Here is an 18,546-nt window from a genome sequence, read left to right as displayed (position 1 = left end):
GGATCGCCTGTCAGCCGGGGAAGTCTGAAGTTCGCAGGCAAGGCATTGCCTGGGAAGTTCAGAGGTCCCCGGTTCACAGGCAATCCCTGAAACTCCGAGAGGCCGAGACTCAGCTCAGGAGGCCAACGCCGAGGCCCGCGCGACGACCAGGTCGACGACGAGCTCGTGGGCGCCGATGACCTCGGCGACGACGGCGGCGTCGGGGCACTCGCGGCGGATCCGGTCGTGGAAGAAGCCGGGCGAGAGCAGGTAGGGCGAGACGGCGTCGCCGGGGCGGACGACGTCGGCGGGCCGCGAGCCGTGGCCCGAGAGGGTGGCCAGCTCGACGGGGCCGTTCCAGGCGCGGGAGAGCAGCGCGACGGCGGCCAGCTGGTCGCGGGTCGCGGCCTCGTCGGTGGAGCCGGCGGCGACGAGCACGACGCGCTGGCCGGCGACGGCGCCGGCCTCGAGGAGCCGGGCGACCTGGGCCTCGGCGAGCAGCGGGTCGGGGCCGAGGGGGGCGCCGAGCACGACCGGCACCGAGGCCTTCTCGACCGCCTCGGGCAGGTCGGTGCGCATGTGGAAGCCGGTCGACAGCAGCAGGGGCACGACGATCGTGGGCCCCTCGGCCTCGACCATCACGTCGGCGAAGAGCGGCTCGGACAGCTCGACGAACGACGCCCGGGCCGGCCAGCCGAGTCGGACGGCGGCGGCCGCCGCGACCAGGCGCGCGATCTCGTTGCCGGCGAGGTTGCGGGTGCCGTGCGCGACGGTCACCAGCGCCGTCGGGCCGCTCTCGGGGCTGGTCACGGAGTCACGGCCAACCGGTATCCACGTTTCACCACGGTCTGGATCATCCGCGTCCCGACCGCAGCACGCAAACGGGCGACCGCCATCTCGACCGCGTGCTCGCTCCCGGCGGTGCCCGAGGGCAGTGCCGCGAGCAGGTCGCGACGCGCGACGACGTGGCCCGGGTTGACGACCAGCGCGTGCAGGACGGCCAGCGGCGCGGGCGACAGCTTGACCTCGACCCCGTCGACGAGGAGCACCTCGCCGTGCAGCAGGACCGTGCGGCCACCGACCACGAGGGTGAGGCCCTCGGCGCGCGAGGGCAGCTCGACCTCGAGCTGCTTGACCATGGCGGCCAGGCGCGACCGGTCGGGGTAGACCGACGGCACGCCCCACATCTCGAAGGCCGCCGCGGTGACCGGCCCGACGCACGAGGCCAGCACGTCGGCCTGGAACGCCCCGACCACGTCCTCGCGCCGCCCGGTGGAGGCAGCGGCCTCCATCAGGGCGGCCACGGCCGGCGCGGACGTGAAGGTGACGGCGTGCACCGTGCGCTCGGCGATCTCGTCGACCAGGTGGAACATCGGCCCGGGGTCCTCGGCGCGCTCGACGCGATAGACGGTCACGGTCAGGACGTCGGCCCCCCGCCGTCGCAGGGCGTGCGCGACCATCGACAGCGACTGGCCGTGCTCCTGCACCACGATCCGCTTGCCCGACAGGTCGCGGCCGCGCAGGTGCTCGAGGACGTCGTCGAACTCCTCCGACTCCGGTGACCACAGCTCGCGCAGCCCCCGGCGCCGCAGGGCCCCGACGCTCTTGGGCCCGCGCGCCAGGATCTCGGCCCGGCCCAGGTGTTCGAGCAGCGCGTCGAGGGTGCCGTCGGCCTCGGCCGCCGCGAACCACGCCTTCATCCCGACGCCGGTCGTGGCCAGGAACAGGTCGACCGGCACGCTCAGCACGTCGGCGGTCGCCGCGCGCAGCGACTCGTCGTCGACGTGGTTGGGGTTGGTCGACAGGGCTGGCGCCCACACGCACTGCGCGCCCCGGCGCTCGAGCAGGACGATCTGCTCCTCCACCTTGCGGGCGGCGGTCACGCCGATCCGATAGCCGGTGAGGGGCAGGGTCGTCACGAGGACCGCGCTCCCGGTGCGACCAGGACGACCCCGTCACGCACGCTCACGTCGTACGTCGCCACGCTCACCTCCGGGTCGTCGAGGCACCGTCCGGTGCGCAGGTCGTAGCCCTGCTTGTGCAGGGGCGAGGCGACGTACGGGACGCCGCCGCGCGTGCCCACGATCCCACGCGCGAGCACGCAGGCTCCACCGACGGGGTCGTAGCCGGACAGCGCGTAGACCCCGTCGTCGTGGGTGCGGAACACCGCGACCGCGTCGCCGCCGACCAGGGCCAGCACCGCGCTCTCCGGCGTGATGTCGTCGAGACGGCAGACGGTGACGTCCGTCGTGGCCTGCTGGTCGGTCGTCTGGTCGGTCGTCTGGTCGGTCGTCACGGCGCACCCACCGGGATCGTCGAGCCGAGCGAGACGGGACCGGTGGCGTCGCCGGGCACGGACTGGCCGCGCTCCTCGCGGAAGGTGATGTGCGGGTCGGGCACGTCGGGCGCGTTGACGAACGACACGAACCGGCGCAGCTTGTCGGGGTCGTCGAGGGTCGCCTTCCACTCGTCGAAGTAGCCGTCGACGTGGCGCGACATCGCCGCCTCGAGCTCGGTGCCGAGGCCCAGCACGTCGTCGACGACCACGGCACGGACCCGGTCGAGACCGCCGTCGAGGGAGTCGACCCAGGGCGCGGTGCGCTGGAGACGGTCGGCGGTGCGGACGTAGTACATGAGGTAGCGGTCCAGGTAGCGGACGAGCGTCTCGGTGTCGAGGTCGCCGGCCAGCAGCCGCGCGTGCACGGGGGTGGCGCCGCCGTTGCCGCCGACGTAGAGGTTCCAGCCCTTCTCGGTGGCGATCACGCCGAAGTCCTTCGACCGGGCCTCGGCGCACTCGCGGGCGCAGCCGGACACCCCGCCCTTGAGCTTGTGCGGCGAGCGCAGGCCCCGGTAGCGCAGCTCGAGGTCGATCGCGAGCTGCACCGAGTCCTGCACGCCGTAGCGGCACCACGTCGACCCGACGCACGACTTCACGGTCCGCAGCGACTTGCCGTAGGCGTGCCCGGACTCGAACCCGGCGTCGACCAGCCGCCGCCAGATCGCCGGCAGCTCCTCCATCCGCGCACCGAACAGGTCGATCCGCTGGCCCCCGGTGATCTTCGTGTAGAGCCCGAAGTCGCGCGCCACCTCGCCGATCACGATCAGCCCCTCGGGCGTCACCTCGCCGCCGGGGATGCGCGGCACGACCGAGTAGGTGCCGTTGCGCTGGATGTTGGCCAGGTAGGCGTCGTTGGTGTCCTGGACGGTCTGGTTGGCCCCGTCGAGCACGTGGTGGTTGAGCTGCGAGGCCAGGATCGAGGCGACCGCCGGCTTGCAGATGTCGCACCCGCGGCCGCCGCGACCGTGTGCGGTCAGCACGGCGTCGTACGACGTGTGCTCGTGGATCGCGACGACCTCGAACAGCTCCTGCCGGGTCAGGGCGAAGTGCTCGCACAGGCTGCGGTCGACGACCTTGCCCTGGGCCTCGTAGTAGTCCTCGATGATCTTCTTGGTCAGCGTCTTGCACGACCCGCAGGTGGTGCCGGCGCGCGTGGTCCCGCCGTCGGCGGCCGCCGCCACGATGTCGGCCTTGGTGACGTCGTTGCACGAGCACACCTGCGCCTCGTCCGGGAACCCGGTGGTCGAGCTTGTCGAGACCCCCGAGGTGACCGGCAGGATCAGCTCCTCCGGGTTGGCCGGAAGCGGGAGACCCGACGCGACCATCGGGCGCAGGACGCCGTACGCCGACGCGTCGCCGACCAGGATCCCGCCGAGCAGCCGGGTGCCGTCCTCGCTGACGACGAGCTTCTTGTAGATGCCGGCGACGGCGTCGGAGTAGACGAGCTCGAGGGCGCCGTCGGTCGTCGCGAACGCGTCGCCGAACGACGCCACGTCGACGCCCATCAGCTTGAGCTTGGTCGACATGTCGGCGCCGGTGAAGGCGCCGTCGCCGCCGAGCAGCGCGTCGACCGCGACCTCGGCCATCGCGTAGCCGGGAGCGACCAGCCCGTACATCCGGCCGTCCGGCGCCGCGCACTCCCCGATCGCCCACACGTGCGGGTCGGAGGTCCGGCACTGCTCGTCCACGAGTACGCCGCCCCGCTCGGCCACGGTGAGCCCGGCGGTCCGCGCGAGGGCGTCGCGTGGGCGGATGCCGGCCGAGAAGACGACGAGATCGCAGTCCACGGTGGTCGAGGAAGGCGCGCTGGCGCCTGTCTCGAGACCACTCAGCCTCATGTCCAGTCCGGTCACGTGGGAGTCACCGAGCACCTCGGTCGTCATCGCGCCGGTGTGGATGGTCAGGCCGAGCCCCTCCACGTGCCGCCTCAGGCAGGCACCTCCGGCGTCGTCGACCTGGACCGCCATCAGCCGCGGCGCCATCTCGACGACGTGGGTCTCGAGGCCGAGGTCGGCCAGCGCCTTGGCGGCCTCGAGCCCGAGCAGGCCGCCACCGACCACCGCGCCGACGCGGGCCGTCGCGGCGGCCTCGCGGATCGCCTCGAGGTCCTCGATCGTGCGGTAGACGAACGACCCCGTCAGGTCGTGGCCCGTGACCGGCGGGACGAACGGCGCCGCCCCGGTTGCCAGCACCAGCTCGTCGTAGTCGAGCACCTCGCCGTCGCCGAGCAGGAGCGTGCGGGTCTCGGGGTCGAACCCGGTCACCGCGGTGCCGAGCAGCAGCCGGACCCGCGGGTCGTCGTACTCGCCCTCGGGGAGCAGCGACAGCGCCTCGGCGCCGACCTCGAAGAACGACGTGAGCGCGACCCGGTCGTAGGCCGGGCGGACCTCCTCGCCGACGACGACCACGTCGTGGGTCTCGGTCAGGCCGCGCTCGATCGCCGCCTGGACGAACCGGTGGCCGACCATGCCGTGGCCGACGACGACGAGGGTCTTGCGGAGGTGCGGCGCCATCACGGGGTGGCTCCTTCCAGGTCGATGCGGGGGGTGCGGGTGGCGAGCAGGTGGCGGACGGTCTCGGAGCAGCCGCCGCAGCCGGTGGTGGCGCGGGTGGTGTTGCGGACGTCGTCGAGCGAGGCACACGCGCGGATGGCGCCGGCGGTGACGCCGGCGCAGGAGCAGACCTCGGAGGCGTCGTTGACGACGAGGCCCACATCGCTGGTCGAGCCTGTCGAGGCCCCCAGGAGCAGGTCGCCGGGCTCGTGCGGCCCGAGGCGGGTACGCCGGTCGTAGAGCTGGGTTATCAGGCCGATGCGCGACAGGTCGCCGACGAGGGTGGCCGCGACGATGCGGCCGTTGGCGACCACGAGCCGGCGGTGCGAGCCGACGACCGGGTTGGCCACCTCCACCACCTCGCCGACCGCGTCCACGTCACCCAGCACGGCGACGTCGAGGTCGGTGGCGCGCAGCCGCGCGACCGTCCGGCTGCCGTCGTACGACGTCGGCTCGCCGCGCAGGTGAGCCGCGAGCACCTCGGCCTGCTCCCAGGCCGGCGGCACGAACCCGGTCGTGCGGTCGTGGTGCTGGGCGCAGTCGCCGATCGCGTGGATCGCGGGGTCGCTGGTGGTGAGGTGGTCGTCGACGACGACCCCGCGACGTACGTCGAGCCCGGCGGCCCGGGCGAGCGCGGTCGACGGACGGCCGCCGGCGGTCAGGACCACCAGGTCGGTGGAGAGGGTGTGGCCGTTGTCGAGGCGGAGGCCGTCCTCGGTCAGCCGGACGGCGCGGGCGCCGGTGTAGATCTCGGTGCCGAGCCGGCGCAGGTCGCGGGCGAGGATGCGGCCGGCCTGGGTGCCGACCTGACTGGCGAGCAGGTGCTCGGCGCCCTCGACGATCTCCGTGACGACGCCGCGCACGGACAGCGCCCGGGCGACCTGGAGCCCGAGAAGTCCACCGCCGACCACGACCGCGCGACGCGTGTCGGCCGTCGACGGGCTGAGTGCCGCTGCGAGCCGGCGGCAGTCGTCGAGGCTGCGGAACGCGTGGACGTCGGGGTGGAGCCGGCCGTCGACGCGCACCAGCCCCCGGATCGGCGGCAGCGTCGGGATCGAGCCGGTGGCGAGGACGAGCCGGTCGTAGGTCAGCCGGGTGCCGTCGACCAGCACCACCTCGTGCGCCGGGCGGTCGATCTCGAGCACGCGGGTGCCGAGCCGCAGGTCGATCCGGTGGTCGGCGTACCAGTCGGCCGAGCGGAGGGTGAGCGCGTCGGCGCTGTGGGTGCCCTCGAGGACCGCCGACAGCAGGATCCGGTTGTAGGGCAGGTGGGTCTCGTCGCCGACGAGCGTCACCTCGATCGGGTCGCCCGACCCGGCCAGGCCCTCGGCGAGGCGGACCGCGCCCATCCCGGCGCCGACGACGACGACCTTCGTCGGGCGGCTCACGACCGCACCGCCGCGGCGCAGACCTTGAACGCCGGCATCCGGCTCGACGGGTCGAGCGCGTCGTGGGTGAGCCGGTTGGCGCCGACCCAGTGGAACGGCACGAAGACCGTGTCGGGTCGGATCGTGGTCACGACCCGACACGGCGCCTTGAGCTCGCCGCGACGCGTGGTGACCACGACGGGCTCGCCGTCGCGCGCGCCGATGCGCGACGCCAGCAGCGGGTGCAGCTCGACGAACGGGCCGTCGTCGGGCAGGTCGGCGATCCGTCGGGTCTGGGCGCCGGACTGGTACTGCGCGAGGACCCGGCCGGTCGTGAGGTGCACCGGGTAGTCGTCGTCGGGCTGCTCGGCCGCCCCGACCGACTCGACCGCGACGAACCGCGCTCGACCGTCGGCGGTGGCGAACGAGTCGGCGAACAGCCGCGGCGTCCCCGGGTGCTCGGCGTCGGGGCACGGCCAGAACACGCCGTGCTCCTCGCGGATCCGGTCGTAGGTGATGCCCGCGTAGTCCGCCCGCCCGCCGGCCGAGGCCAGCGCCAGCTCGGCGAACGCCTCCTCCGGGTCGGTCGGGAAGGCCGCGGTCGAACCCAGCCGCGCGGCGAGCCCGGCGATCACGTCGAGGTCGGACCGCACGCCCTCGGGCGGCGCGACGGCCTGCTGGCGCAGGATCACCCGGCCCTCGAGGTTGGTCATGGTGCCGGTCTCCTCGGCCCACTGCGTCACGGGCAGCACGACGTCGGCCATCGCAGCGGTCTCGCTCATCACCACGTCGGCCACGACGAGCAGGTCGAGCGCGGCCAGCCGGTCGGCGACGTGGACGGCGTTGGGGGCCGAGACGACGATGTTGCTGGCGTGCACGAGCATCGCCCTCGGGCCGCCCTCGGTGCCGAGCGCGTCGAGCAGCTCGTACGCCGACAACCCCTTGCCCGGCAGGGATGCGGGCTCCACGCCCCACACCCGGGCGACGTGGTCGCGCGCCGCCGGGTCGTCGATCATCCGGTAGCCGGGCAGCTGGTCGGACTTCTGGCCGTGCTCGCGCCCGCCCTGCCCGTTGCCCTGCCCGGTCAGGCAGCCGTAGCCCGCCGACGGCTTGCCGCACATCCCGAGCGCGAGGGCGACGTTGATCCAGGCGAGCACCGTCGCGGTGCCCTCGCTGTGCTGCTCGGCGCCCCGGGCGGTGAGCACGGTGACCTTCTCGGCGCTCGACAGCAGGTCGGCCAGCGTGCGCAGCTCGGTGGCCTCCACCCCCGACACCCGCTCGACCCGCTCCGGCCACCACGAGGCGACCGAGCGGCGTACGTCGTCGAAGCCGGTCGTGCGGGTCGCGACGTAGTCCTCGTCGACGGCGCCGGCGGCGCCGAGGAGGTGGAGGATCCCCAGGGCCAGGGGGAGATCGGTGCCCGGGACGGGCTGGAGGAAGAGGTCGGCGCGGTCCGCGGTCGGCGTACGACGGGGGTCGATCACGACGACCTTGCCACCGCGCTCGCGCAGCCGGTCGAGGTGGCGCGCGGCGGGCGGCATCGTCTCGGCGAGGTTGGAGCCGACGAGCACCAGGACGTCGGTCTGCTCGACGTCGGCCAACGGGAACGGCAGCCCGCGGTCGACGCCGAACGCCTGGTTGCCGGCCGAGGCAGCCGAGCTCATGCACCAGCGGCCGTTGTAGTCGATCCGGCTGGTGCCGAGCGCGACGCGGGCGAGCTTGCCGAGCAGGTAGGCCTTCTCGTTGGTCAGCCCGCCGCCGCCGAAGACCGCCACGGCGTCGTTGCCGTGCTGCTCCTGGATCGTCGTGAGACGGGCCGCGACGTGGTCGAGCGCGTCGTCCCACGAGACCGTGCGCAGCTCACCGGTCGCGCGGTCGCGCAGCAGCGGCGTGGTCAGCCGCTCGCGGTGGCCGCGCAGGCCGGTGGCGGTCCAGCCCTTGCGGCACAGCGCCCCCTCGTTGACCGGGAACTCCGGCCACGCCAGCACCTCCAGCGTGCGGCCGCCGCGCCCGGAGGCGAGGCTCATGCCGCACTGCAGGCTGCAGTAGGGACAGTGGGTCCGGGTCACCGGGTCGCTCAGATCCCTGCGGTCGCGTAGCTGGTCGCGCTTGTCGTGCGCCGGAGGTAGACGCCGTAGGTGACGGCCGCGCAGACCACGTAGAAGCACGTGAAGACGGTGAACGCCCCCTTCGTGGCCGAGAGCGGGTCGTCGACCCACGGCGAGGAGAAGGCGATCGGGATGAGGAAGCCGCCGATCGCTCCCACGGCGCCGATGACGCCGATCGCGGCCGACGACCTCTTGGTCGCGTCGTGCACGGCGACGGTGCGCTCGGCGGTGTTCGGGGTCGTGGCCCGCTCGGCCTCGGTGCGGAAGATGGCCGGGATCATCTTGTACGTCGACCCGTTGCCGATGCCCGTGCAGGCGAAGACCACCAGGAAGATCGCCAGGAACCACGGGAAGACGTCGGAGTTGCTCTCGACAGCCGCCCGGACCGCGGGCGGGAACTCGAACGACGCGGGGTCCGCCTTGATCGCGGCCAGTCTCTCGGCGGTGGGCGCGGGCGGCAGCGTCTGCAGCCGGCTGAGGGTGAACAGGATGCCGAGGGTGCCGACCACCATGCCGCCGAACGCGGCGAGCGTGACCTTCGCGCCGCCGTACTTGTCGGCCAGCCAGCCGCCGAGCGGGCGGGTCACCGACCCGACGAGCGCGCCGAGGAACGCGTAGTAGACGAAGTTGATGCCGATGCCCTCGACGCCCGGCACGGGCTGGCGCCAGAAGTTGAGCTTGATCAGCAGCGGCATCGCGGCGGAGTAGCCGATGAACGAGCCGAAGGTGCCGATGTAGAGGAAGGCCATCACCCAGGTCTGCTTGTTCTTGACGACCTGGAGCTGCTCGCGCGGCTTCGAGACCGCCGAGGTGAGGTTGTCCATCCAGAGCGCGGCAGCGACGGTCGCGACGACGGCGAGCCCGGCGTAGACGTAGGCGGCGTGCTGCAGGTCGATGCCGCCCTCGCTGGCCTTGACCAGGCCGAAGATCCCGGCGCCGCCGACCATCACGGGCAGCAGCAGCTGGATCAGCGAGACGCCGAGGTTGCCGCCGGCGGCGTTGAGCCCGAGCGCGGCGCCCTTCTTGGCGGCCGGGAAGAAGAAGTTGATGTTGGCCATCGAGCTGGCGAAGTTGCCGCCGCCGAAGCCGGCGGTCGCGGCGATGACGCAGAAGACCCAGTACGGCGTGCCGGGCTGCTGGACGACGTACGCGAAGAGCAGCGTGGGGATCAGCAGCAGCGCCGCACTGACCATCGTCCAGTTGCGACCGCCGAAGCGGGGCACCGCGAACGTGTAGGGCAGCCGCAGCAGCGACCCGACCAGGTTGGGCAGCGCGACCAGGACGAACAGCTGCTGCGGCGAGAACTCGAAGCCCTGCGCGACCAGGAACGCCGAGCTGACGCTCCAGATCAGCCAGACCGAGAAGCCGAGGTGCTCGGCGAAGATCGACCACAGCAGGTTGCGCCGAGCGACCTGCTTGCCACCGTTCTCCCAGAACTCCTCGTCCTCGGGACGCCAGTCGTCGATCCAGTGCGTGCCGCGGCGGGCGGTGGCCAGGGTCTCGGCCGTCGGGGCCGGGGCGGTCGTCGTCATGCCCGTAGTCAAGGAGCCTGCGGTTTCGGCCCTGGTCGTCGCAGCGGAACCTTTGTGTCAACGCCGCCTCACGACCTCACGGTCCGCACGACCTCACGGGGATCTCGACGAGCTCGATCACCGAATGACTCGATCACCGAACGACTCGTTGGTCGAGCTTGTCGAGACCCCTGCTCACAGCAGAACCCCTTGCCGCGCCGCACCCCGCTCGACCACGGTGGAGCCATGAGGCTCCTGGTGCTCGGCGGCACGGTGTTCCTGTCCAGGGAGGTGGCGGCCGAGGCGGTCGCGCGCGGGCACGAGGTGGTGTGCGCGTGCCGCGGCGAGTCCGGGTCTGTCCCGGACGGCGCGGAGCTGGTCCGCTGGGACCGCGGAGCCGGGCAGCCGGTCCCCGTCGACGAGATCGGTGCCGACGTCGACGCGGTCGTCGACGTCGCGCGACTCCCGTCGTGGGTGCGGGCCGGCGTGGCGGCGTACCCGCAGGCGCACTGGGTGCTCGTCTCGACCATCAACGTCTACGCCGAGACCGACGTCGTGAGCGACCGGCTGGTCGAGGCGGCGCACACCGACGAGGGGCCCGAGCAGTACGGCGCGATGAAGGTCGGCTGCGAGGAGGCGGTCACCGCGGGCGCGGCGTCGTCGACCCTCGTGCGGCCGGGCCTGATCGTCGGCCCCGGCGACCCGTCCGGGCGGTTCACCTACTGGCCCGAGCGGCTGGCCGAGGGGGGCGAGGTCCTGGCCGGCGGCGACCCCGCCGACGTCGTGCAGGTGATCGACGTCCGCGACCTCGCCGCGTGGATCGTGACGCTGGCCGAGCGGCGCACGCCGGGCACCTTCGACGGTGTCGGCCCGGCCCAGCCGGTGGGCGACCTGCTCGCCTCGATCGGCTCGGCCGACCTCACCTGGGTGCCGTCGGCGTTCCTCGTCGAGCACGACGTCGAGCCCTGGTCGGGCGAGAAGGCGCTGCCCCTGTGGCTGCCGCGGCCCGAGTACGACGGCATGCTGGCCCGCGACGTACGCCCGTCGCTCGACGCCGGCCTGGTCGTGCGGCCACTCGCCGACACCGCGCGCGACGTCCTCGACTGGCTGCGCATCGAGCCCGACGCCCCGCGCACGGGCCTGACCCGCGAGCACGAGCGATCCGTGCTGGAGGCGTGGACCATCGCCGGCGGCTGAGGTGCGAGCGCAGCGGGCCTCGAAGCCCCGGCCCACCGCCGGCGGCTGAGGTGCGAGCGCAGCGAGCCTCGAAGCCCCGCCCTACTCGTGGGGCACGCCGAAACGCGCACCGAAGGCGATCTCCGCCAGCGTCCGACGCGTGCGCAGCCCCACCTCGCTCTCGACCGCCCGGCCGACCGCGACGCCGGTGGTGACCTGCCAGTGCGCCGGCACCCCGGCCTCCTCGGCGAGCCGGTCGTGGTCGAAGGCCGCGAACTGGTGGGTCGACAGCCCGAGGTGGCCCGCCTGCACGGTGAGGTGCGCGACGGCCTGACCGAGGTCGTAGGCGGCGTAGTCGGAGTAGACGAGGTCGCTGCCCTCGCCGTCGTCGTACGCCGTCTGGTGCAGCGTGAAGATCAGCACCGAGGCGCTCGGCGCCCAGCGGCGGGTGCTGGAGGCGAGCAGGTCGACGAAGCCGGCGTGGGCGTCGGTCCCGCGAGGCGCGACGAGGAACGCCCACGGCTGCGAGTTGCCGGCCGACGGCGCCCAGCGCGCGGCCTCGAGGAGGCTCGCCAGGTCGGCGTCGGCCACGACGTGGTCGGGGTCGAAGACGCGCGTGCTGCGTCGCTGCCTCAGCAGCGGGTTCAGGTCGGTCACGCGCTCTCAACCTTCCGGGGCCTTCCGGACTTCCCCGGGGGCGACGTAGCGTGCGGGGCGTGAGGCGTCCGCACCAGAACGTGGCGACCGTGCTGGTCGAGCCCGCGATGCTGCGCGAGCTCGAGCTCGACCTGATGCCACTCGACCTGTGGGTCTGGCCCGTGGCGACCGCGCCGATCTGCGCCGACGGCCCCCGCCAGGCCTTCCAGCTGCGGCGACGTCTGGTCGAGGCCCGCCGAGGCGCCTGGGACGACGCGGCCCGCTGGGTGCCGGTCTGGATCGCCTTCGGCGACAGCTGGTACGCCGGCGACGACCCCCTCCCCTGGGCCGCCCACGCCACCTTGTGGGACAAGCTCGCCCAGCACGCCACCCACGTGCGCTACCGCAAGCTCCTCGGCGGCGTCGCCCCGCTCCTGTCGCAGGCGGAGCAGACGCCGGACGTCGCCTGAGCCGAACCTGGGTTGTTACTGACCGTTCGGACTGCTTCCATGCGCTTTGAAGCGCAGGCCAGAAGTCCGAACGGTCAGTAACAAGCCCGGCCGCCCACCCGGCGACACCGAACTAGAACTCGTTCTACCCTGGCGTCCATGACCAAGACGTACGTCGTCAGCGGCGCGGCCAGTGGCATCGGGGCCGCGACGACGGATCTCCTGCGCGCGCAGGGCCATCGCGTCGTCACCGTGGACCGCGCCGACCTCGGCAGCGACCTCGGCAGCGCTCCCGCCGGCGAGCACGTGACCGCCGACCTCGGTACGCCGGCCGGGCGTCGGGCCGCGGTCGCGCAGGTGCAGGCGCTCACCGACGTCGTGCACGGCGTCGTACCGGCCGCGGGCATCGCGGGGATGACCGGCACCGACCCGGCGCTGCTGATGTCGGTCAACTACTTCGGCGCGGTCGGGCTGGTCCGCGGGCTGCACCCGCAGCTCGCGGCGGCCGGGGCCGACGGCGGGGCCGGCGTGGTGTTCCTGGCGTCCAACTCGATCACCGGCATGCCCGGCTGGACCGTCGAGGCGGCGGCGGCCTGCCTGCGCGACGACGAGGACGAGGCCCGGGCGGTCGCCGCCCGCGGCAAGGCCGTGATGGTCTACCCCGCCAGCAAGGCGGCGCTGGCGTGGTGGGCGCGGCGCGAGGGCGTCAAGCCCGAGTGGATCGGAGCCGGCATCCGGCTCAACTCGATCGCACCCGGCAAGGTCACCACCGCCATGACCGCCGAGATCGACGCCGACCCGGTGTTCGGTCCGCTGCAGCGTGACTACCCCACCGCGATCGGCCGCGACGGCCGGCCCGACGAGATCGCCGCCCCGATCGCGTTCCTGCTGTCCGACGCGGCCTCGCTGATGGTCGGCACCTGCCTGTACGTCGACGGCGGGACCGACGCGATCCTGCACCCGATCTCCCCCGAGGGCTGGGCGGTCGGCCCGGTCGAGATCTGAGCGACGCTCAGGGCGTCGCGCTGCCGAGCTCCTTGATGCACTCCAGCGTCGCCGTGCTGATGCCGTCGAGCAGGGTGCTCGCGGTCTCGGGACGCTGGGACTGGTCGGCGACGAACTCGAGGTCCTCGTCGAGCACGCCGTCGGCGACCAGCTTGTCGACGCCGATCTTCTCCACGAACTTGCGCGCGAAGCAGCCCGCGGCGGCGGGATCGGTGGTGCCGTCCTCGGTGAAGGCGGCTGTCAGCGACGCGACGGCCTTCTCGTCGCGCGACCCCGGGTCTGCCCCCGAGGACGACGAGGAGGACGACGGCCTGTCACCGCCAGCGTCGCCCTCGTCGTCCTTCCCGGCGATCACGACGGCCGCGACCACGGCGCCCACGACCAGCACCACCACCAGGACCGCGGCGACGATCCACCCGGCCTTGCCGCGGCCGCCGGAGTCGCCGGTGTCGTGGTGGTTGAGGGTCTGGGGTCGCGCGAACTGCGGCGCCGTCGGGGTCGGCGGACGGAACGGCGGGGCGGGCGGCGCCGTCGACACCGTCGCGGGCGTCGGGGTGGGTGTCGGGGTCGGCGTGGGGGTCGGCGTGCGCGGCGGGAGGGCCGGCCAGGCCGGGTTGGTGGGGGTCGGCGCCGGGACGTCGTCCTGCGGCCGGATGGGGCTGGAGTCGTCGGGCAGCCGGACGACGGCCTTGAGGTCGTCGCGCATGGCTGCGGCCGACGGGTAGCGGTGCTCGGGCTGCTTGGCCATCGCCGTGCGCAGCACCCGGTTGATCTCGGCGGCCAACGGTCCGGTCGCGGCGAGCTGAGGCACCGGGTGCTCCACGTGGGCCATCACGACCTGGTAGTCGGTGCCCCCGGCGTACGGCGCGCTGCCGGCCAGGGTCGCCCAGAGCAGGCAGCCGAGGGAGTAGACGTCGCTGGACGTGCCGGCCTTGCCGCCCAGGTGGAGCTCGGGCGCCATGTAGGACGGCGTGCCGACGGTCCCGCCGGCCTGGGTCAGCCCGGCCTCGGCCCCGACCTGGCGGGCGATCCCGAAGTCGCCCAGGTAGGCCTGGAGCTGGTTGTCGCGGTGGCGCAGCAGCACGTTGGCCGGCTTGATGTCGCGGTGGATGAGCCCGGCGGCGTGGGCGTCGGCGAGCCCGTCGGCGACCTGCGAGATCAGGTTGACCGCGATCCGCGCGGGCGGACGACCGTGCCGGTGCAGCATCTGGCCCAGGTCGCCGTCGGGGATCAGCTGCGAGGCGATGTAGAGGCGCCCCTCGGCCTCGCCGAAGGAGTAGACCTGGACGACGTGGGGCGAGTCGAGCGACGCCTGCGCCTGCGCCTCGCGCGTGAACCGGGCCCTGAACTCGGGGTCGTCGCCGATGTGGGGCGTGATGACCTTGAGCGCGACCTGGCGGTTGAGCTGGGTGTCGAGGGCCTGGAAGACGATGCCCATGCCCCCGACGCCGAGGCGGTTGCCGATCCGGAACGGGCCCAGCTGCGCCCCGGGCCCGGGGTTGTCGCTCTCGCCGCTCATCGACACGGAGCCTATCTACCCCATTCGGGCCGGTTCATGACCATCGGGCGCTGCTGGCTCGGGTTTCAGGGATTGCCTGTCCACCGGGGAAACCTGAACTTCGCAGGCAAGATATCGCCTGCGAAGTTCAGAGTTCCCCGGTTCACAGGCAATCCCTGAAGCCGGCGCGACCGACGGACCTCAGAACAGCAGCGCCGAGGCGGGGTCCTGGAGGATGCCGGCGACGTCGGCGAGGAAGCGCGAGCCCTTCTCGCCGTCGATGTGGCGGTGGTCGAAGCTCAGCGCCAGCGTGGTCACGTGACGGATCGCGATCTCGTCGACGCCGTCGCGGGTCACCACCCACGGCTGCTTGCGGATCGCGCCGAAGCACAGGATCGCCGACTCGCCGGGGTTGATGATCGGGGTGCCGGCGTCGACGCCGAAGACGCCGACGTTGGTGATCGTGAAGGTCCCGCCGGCCATCTCGGCCGGCTGGGTGCGGCCCTCACGCGCGGTCGCGGTGAGCGCGCCGAGCGCCTCGGCGAGCCCGACGAGCGACAGCTGGTCGGCGTCCTTGACGTTGGGCACGACGAGGCCGCGCGGGGTCGCGGCGGCGATGCCGAGGTTGACGTAGTGCTTGAGCACGACCTCCTGGGCGGCCTCGTCCCAGAACGAGTTGATCTCGGGGGTACGCCGGACCGCCAGCAGCACCGCCTTGGCCAGCACCAGCAGGGGGTTGATCCGTACGTCGCGCAGCTCGCGGCGCTGCTTGAGCCGCTCGACCAGCTCGACCGTGGCGGTCGCGTCGACGGTCAGCCACTCGGTCACGTGGGGCGCGGTGAACGCCGAGCCCACCATCGCGCCGGCCATCATCTTGCGCACGCCCTTGATCGGCTCGCGGGTCTCGCGCTCGCCGGATCGCGTGGCCGGCGACGGGGTCTCGAGGCTCGCTTCGCTCGCACCTCGACCGCCGTTGGTCGCAGCCGCCGTGACGTCGTCGCGGGTGACGGTGCCGTTCGGCCCCGACGCCGCGCACGAGGCGAGGTCGACCCCGAGGTCCTTGGCCAGCTTGCGCACCGGCGGCTTGGCGAGCGCCCGGGTCGCGGCCGCCGAGATCGGCTCGACAGCCGAGGCGGAGCGCGCGGGCACGGCCTCCTCGGGCTCGGCGGCCTCGACCAACGGCGAGGCCAGGCCGGTCTCGAAGGACGCCTGGGTCTGGATGTGGGCGGCCAGGGCGCCGGTGGCGACCTTGCGGGCCCGGCGGGTGGGTCCGCGGTCGGCCTTGTTGCGCCCGACGAGGCTCTCGCCCTCGCCGCCGCCGCTGGCGGCGGGGTTGGACAGGTCGATGACCATGTCCTCGACGGGAGCAGCAGGGGTCTCGACAGGCTCGACCACCGAGGGGCTATCGGCGCCGATCCGGATGATCGGGGTGCCGACGGCGACGGTCTCGCCCTCGGCGACGAGCAGCGCGGTGACCTCACCGGCGTACGGCGACGGCAGCTCGACCAGCGACTTGGCGGTCTCGATCTCGACGACGACGTCGTTGACCTCGATGGTGTCGCCGACCTTGACCTTCCAGGACACGATCTCGGCCTCGATGAGGCCCTCGCCCACGTCGGGCAGGAGGTAGTCGGGCATCTCAGAACTCCAGGCTGCGGTCGAGGGCGTCGAGCACCCGGTCGAGGTCGGGGAGGTACTCCTCCTCGATCCGCGACGCCGGGTAGGGCGTGTCGTAGCCGCCGATGCGCAGCACCGGGGCCTCGAGGGAGTAGAAGCACTCCTCGGTGATCCGCGCCGACAGCTCGGCCCCCATGCCGAGGTTGACGTGGGCCTCGTGGACGACGATCGCGCGACCGGTACGGCGTACGGACTCGAGCACCGGGCCCATGTCGAGCGGCGAGAGGGTGCGCAGGTCGATGACCTCGAGCGAGCGTCCCTCGGTCGCGGCGGCCTCGGCAGCCTTGAGCGCGGTCTTGACCGTCGGGCCGTAGGCCAGCAGCGTCGCGTCGGTGCCACGGCGTACGACGCGCGAGCCGAACAACGGCTCGGGCGTCTCGGTGTCGTCGAGCTCGGCCTTGTCGGCGTGGTACTGCCGCTTGGGCTCCAGGAAGATCACCGGGTCGTCGCAGGCGATGGCCTGCTGGATCATCCAGTAGCCGTCGACGGGGTTGGAGCAGGCGACGACCTTGAGCCCGGGCGTGTGCGCGAACTGCGCCTCGGGCGACTCGCTGTGGTGCTCGACCGCGCCGATGCCGCCGCCGAACGGGATCCGGATGACGATCGGCATCTTGACCCGGCCCTTGGACCGGTAGTGGATCTTGGCGACCTGGCAGACGATCTGGTCGTAGGCCGGGTAGACGAAGCCGTCGAACTGGATCTCCACGACGGGCCGGTAGCCCCGCATGGCCATGCCGACGGCGGTGCCGACGATGCCGGACTCGGCGAGCGGGCTGTCGATGACGCGGTCCTCGCCGAAGTCCTTCTGCAGGCCGTCGGTGATCCGGAAGACGCCGCCGAGCTTGCCGACGTCCTCGCCCATGAGCAGGACCTTGTCGTCGTCCTCCATCGCCTTGCGCAGCCCCATGTTGAGGCCCTTGGCGAGGGTGATCTTCTGCGTCATCAGTGGCTCCCCTCAAAGGAGGCGTGGTAGGCCGCGAAGCCGTCGCGCTGGGCGCGCAGCTCCTCGGTCTCCTCGGCGTAGACGTGCTCGAACATCGCGCCGGGCACCGGGTCGGGCAGGGCCTTGCAGCCCTCGCGCAGGGTGTGACCGAGGTCGGCGGCCTCGGCGGCGATGTCGGCCAGGAACGCGTCGTCGACCAGGCCGTTGCGGCGCAGGTAGACCTCGACCCGGGCGATCGGGTCGCGCAGCTTCCAGCTCTCGACGTCGTCGGAGAGGCGGTAGCGCGTGGGGTCGTCGGTCGTCGTGTGGGCGCCCATCCGGTAGGTGTAGGCCTCCACGAACGTCGGGCCCTGGCCGTCGCGCGCCCGCTGCAGCGCGGCCTGCGTGACGGCGTACGTCGCCAGGACGTCGTTGCCGTCGACGCGGATGCCGGGGAAGCCGAAGCCCAGGGCGCGCTGGTAGAGCGGGATCCGGGACTGGCGCTCGATGGGCTCGGAGATCGCCCACTGGTTGTTCTGGCAGAAGAACACGACCGGCGCGTTGTAGGACGCGGCGAAGATGAACGCCTCGTTGACGTCGCCCTGGCTGCTCGCACCGTCGCCGAAGTGGGCGACGACCGCGGTGTCGCGGTCGGGGTCGCCGGTGCCGACGTCGCCGTCGCGCTGCACGCCCATCGCGTAGCCGGTCGCGTGCAGGCACTGCGCGCCGATCACGATCGTGTAGAGCGCGAAGTTGAACTCGTGGGGGTCCCAGTCGCCGTGGTCGACGCCGCGGAACAGCCCGAGCTGCTTGAGCGGGTCGACGCCGCGGCAGTAGGCGACGCCGTGCTCGCGGTAGGTCGGGAAGACGAAGTCCTGCTTGCGCAGCGCGCGTCCACAGCCGATCTGGGCGGCCTCCTGACCGAGGAGCTGGGCCCAGATGCCGAGCTCGCCGTGACGCTGGAGGGCGGTGGCCTCGGTGTCGATGCGCCGGGTCAGCACCATGTCGCGGTAGAAGCCGCGCAGCTGCTCGGCGGAGAAGTCGAGGTCGAACTCGGGGTGGTGCACCCGCTCACCCTCGGGCGTGAGCAGCTGGACGAGGTCGGGACCGCCATGGCTCTGGCTCGGTCCGAACACGTCGACCAGGTCGGGGCCGAAGGCACCGTCCGTGGGTCCGGCAGGGGGCGGTGCGTTCATCGTCGGCTCCTTGTCGTCGCCCGGGCTGCGGGGTCTCCGCACCGGGTGGCTCGGCCCCATCGCTGAGGTCTGAGTGCCACGGGTCTCCGCAAGGGTGGCGCGGCTGTGACCCGGGACACATCGGGATGTCGG

At 72.9% G+C, this 18,546-nt stretch carries 15 protein-coding genes; 3 read left to right on the top strand and 12 right to left on the bottom strand.

All coding sequences use genetic code 11. The features are described from left to right. Positions 1–114: 114 nt before the first annotated feature. The 7 genes from FJQ56_RS22155 to FJQ56_RS11520 are packed head-to-tail and all read right to left on the bottom strand — an operon-like array spanning position 115 to position 9,876. A complete protein-coding gene (locus FJQ56_RS22155; RefSeq protein WP_170215353.1) occupies positions 115–789 on the bottom strand; it encodes a sirohydrochlorin chelatase in 675 nt (224 codons plus the stop codon). Next, positions 786–1,898, bottom strand: a complete 1,113-nt coding sequence (locus FJQ56_RS11545; protein WP_140009534.1) for a uroporphyrinogen-III synthase — start codon at positions 1,896–1,898, stop codon at positions 786–788. The genes FJQ56_RS22155 and FJQ56_RS11545 overlap by 4 nt, the downstream gene beginning before the upstream one ends. Further along, entirely contained in the window at positions 1,895–2,275 is a 381-nt protein-coding gene (gene nirD, locus FJQ56_RS11540) for a nitrite reductase small subunit NirD (protein ID WP_140009533.1), read from the bottom strand. The genes FJQ56_RS11545 and nirD overlap by 4 nt, the downstream gene beginning before the upstream one ends. Next, positions 2,272–4,830 carry a nitrite reductase large subunit NirB gene (gene nirB, locus FJQ56_RS11535; RefSeq protein ID WP_140009830.1) on the bottom strand — a complete coding sequence of 853 codons (2,559 nt, stop codon included), beginning with the start codon at positions 4,828–4,830 and terminating at the stop codon, positions 2,272–2,274. The genes nirD and nirB overlap by 4 nt, the downstream gene beginning before the upstream one ends. Continuing rightward, positions 4,830–6,257, bottom strand: coding sequence for an FAD-dependent oxidoreductase (locus FJQ56_RS11530; protein ID WP_246084087.1), 1,428 nt, complete (start codon positions 6,255–6,257; stop codon positions 4,830–4,832). The genes nirB and FJQ56_RS11530 overlap by 1 nt, the downstream gene beginning before the upstream one ends. Beyond that, entirely contained in the window at positions 6,254–8,305 is a 2,052-nt protein-coding gene (locus FJQ56_RS11525; protein WP_140009532.1) for a molybdopterin oxidoreductase family protein, read from the bottom strand. Before FJQ56_RS11525 ends, FJQ56_RS11530 begins: the two co-directional genes overlap by 4 nt. Positions 8,306–8,313: 8 nt before the next feature. Further along, entirely contained in the window at positions 8,314–9,876 is a 1,563-nt protein-coding gene (locus tag FJQ56_RS11520) for an MFS transporter (protein ID WP_140009531.1), read from the bottom strand. 225 nt (positions 9,877–10,101) lie between these two features. Here FJQ56_RS11520 and FJQ56_RS11515 point away from each other — a divergent pair, with 225 nt between their 5' ends. Continuing rightward, entirely contained in the window at positions 10,102–11,052 is a 951-nt protein-coding gene (locus FJQ56_RS11515; protein WP_140009530.1) for an NAD-dependent epimerase/dehydratase family protein, read from the top strand. An 81-nt stretch (positions 11,053–11,133) separates the two neighbouring features. On the opposite strand, the gene FJQ56_RS11510 is transcribed toward FJQ56_RS11515, so the two are convergent. Continuing rightward, a complete protein-coding gene (locus FJQ56_RS11510; RefSeq protein ID WP_140009529.1) occupies positions 11,134–11,688 on the bottom strand; it encodes a nitroreductase family protein in 555 nt (184 codons plus the stop codon). Between the two features lie 59 nt (positions 11,689–11,747). Between FJQ56_RS11510 and FJQ56_RS11505 the strand changes: the two genes are divergently transcribed. Further along, positions 11,748–12,137 (top strand): hypothetical protein, encoded by a 390-nt coding sequence (locus FJQ56_RS11505; RefSeq protein ID WP_140009528.1) that lies wholly within the window; start codon positions 11,748–11,750, stop codon positions 12,135–12,137. 138 nt (positions 12,138–12,275) lie between these two features. Further along, positions 12,276–13,121 carry an SDR family oxidoreductase gene (locus FJQ56_RS11500; RefSeq protein WP_140009527.1) on the top strand — a complete coding sequence of 282 codons (846 nt, stop codon included), beginning with the start codon at positions 12,276–12,278 and terminating at the stop codon, positions 13,119–13,121. Positions 13,122–13,128: 7 nt separating this feature from the next. Here the strand turns inward: FJQ56_RS11500 and FJQ56_RS11495 are convergent, their stop codons facing one another. From FJQ56_RS11495 to pdhA, 4 genes are all read right to left on the bottom strand, one after another. Beyond that, positions 13,129–14,640 (bottom strand): serine/threonine-protein kinase, encoded by a 1,512-nt coding sequence (locus tag FJQ56_RS11495; RefSeq protein WP_140009526.1) that lies wholly within the window; start codon positions 14,638–14,640, stop codon positions 13,129–13,131. 180 nt (positions 14,641–14,820) lie between these two features. Further along, positions 14,821–16,257, bottom strand: a complete 1,437-nt coding sequence (locus tag FJQ56_RS11490) for a dihydrolipoamide acetyltransferase family protein (protein ID WP_140009525.1) — start codon at positions 16,255–16,257, stop codon at positions 14,821–14,823. 1 nt (position 16,258) lies between these two features. Beyond that, entirely contained in the window at positions 16,259–17,239 is a 981-nt protein-coding gene (locus FJQ56_RS11485; protein ID WP_140009524.1) for an alpha-ketoacid dehydrogenase subunit beta, read from the bottom strand. Continuing rightward, on the bottom strand, positions 17,239–18,414 hold the full coding sequence (gene pdhA, locus FJQ56_RS11480) for a pyruvate dehydrogenase (acetyl-transferring) E1 component subunit alpha (RefSeq protein WP_140009523.1): 1,176 nt from the start codon (positions 18,412–18,414) through the stop codon (positions 17,239–17,241). The genes FJQ56_RS11485 and pdhA overlap by 1 nt, the downstream gene beginning before the upstream one ends. Between the last annotated feature and the right edge of the window lie 132 nt (positions 18,415–18,546).

It is taken from the genome of Nocardioides plantarum, from assembly GCF_006346395.1.
In the GTDB taxonomy this organism is placed as follows: Bacteria; Actinomycetota; Actinomycetes; order Propionibacteriales; family Nocardioidaceae; genus Nocardioides; species Nocardioides plantarum.
The sequence above is the reverse complement of the archived record's forward strand: the minus strand, read 5'-3'. Positions and strand labels throughout refer to the sequence as shown.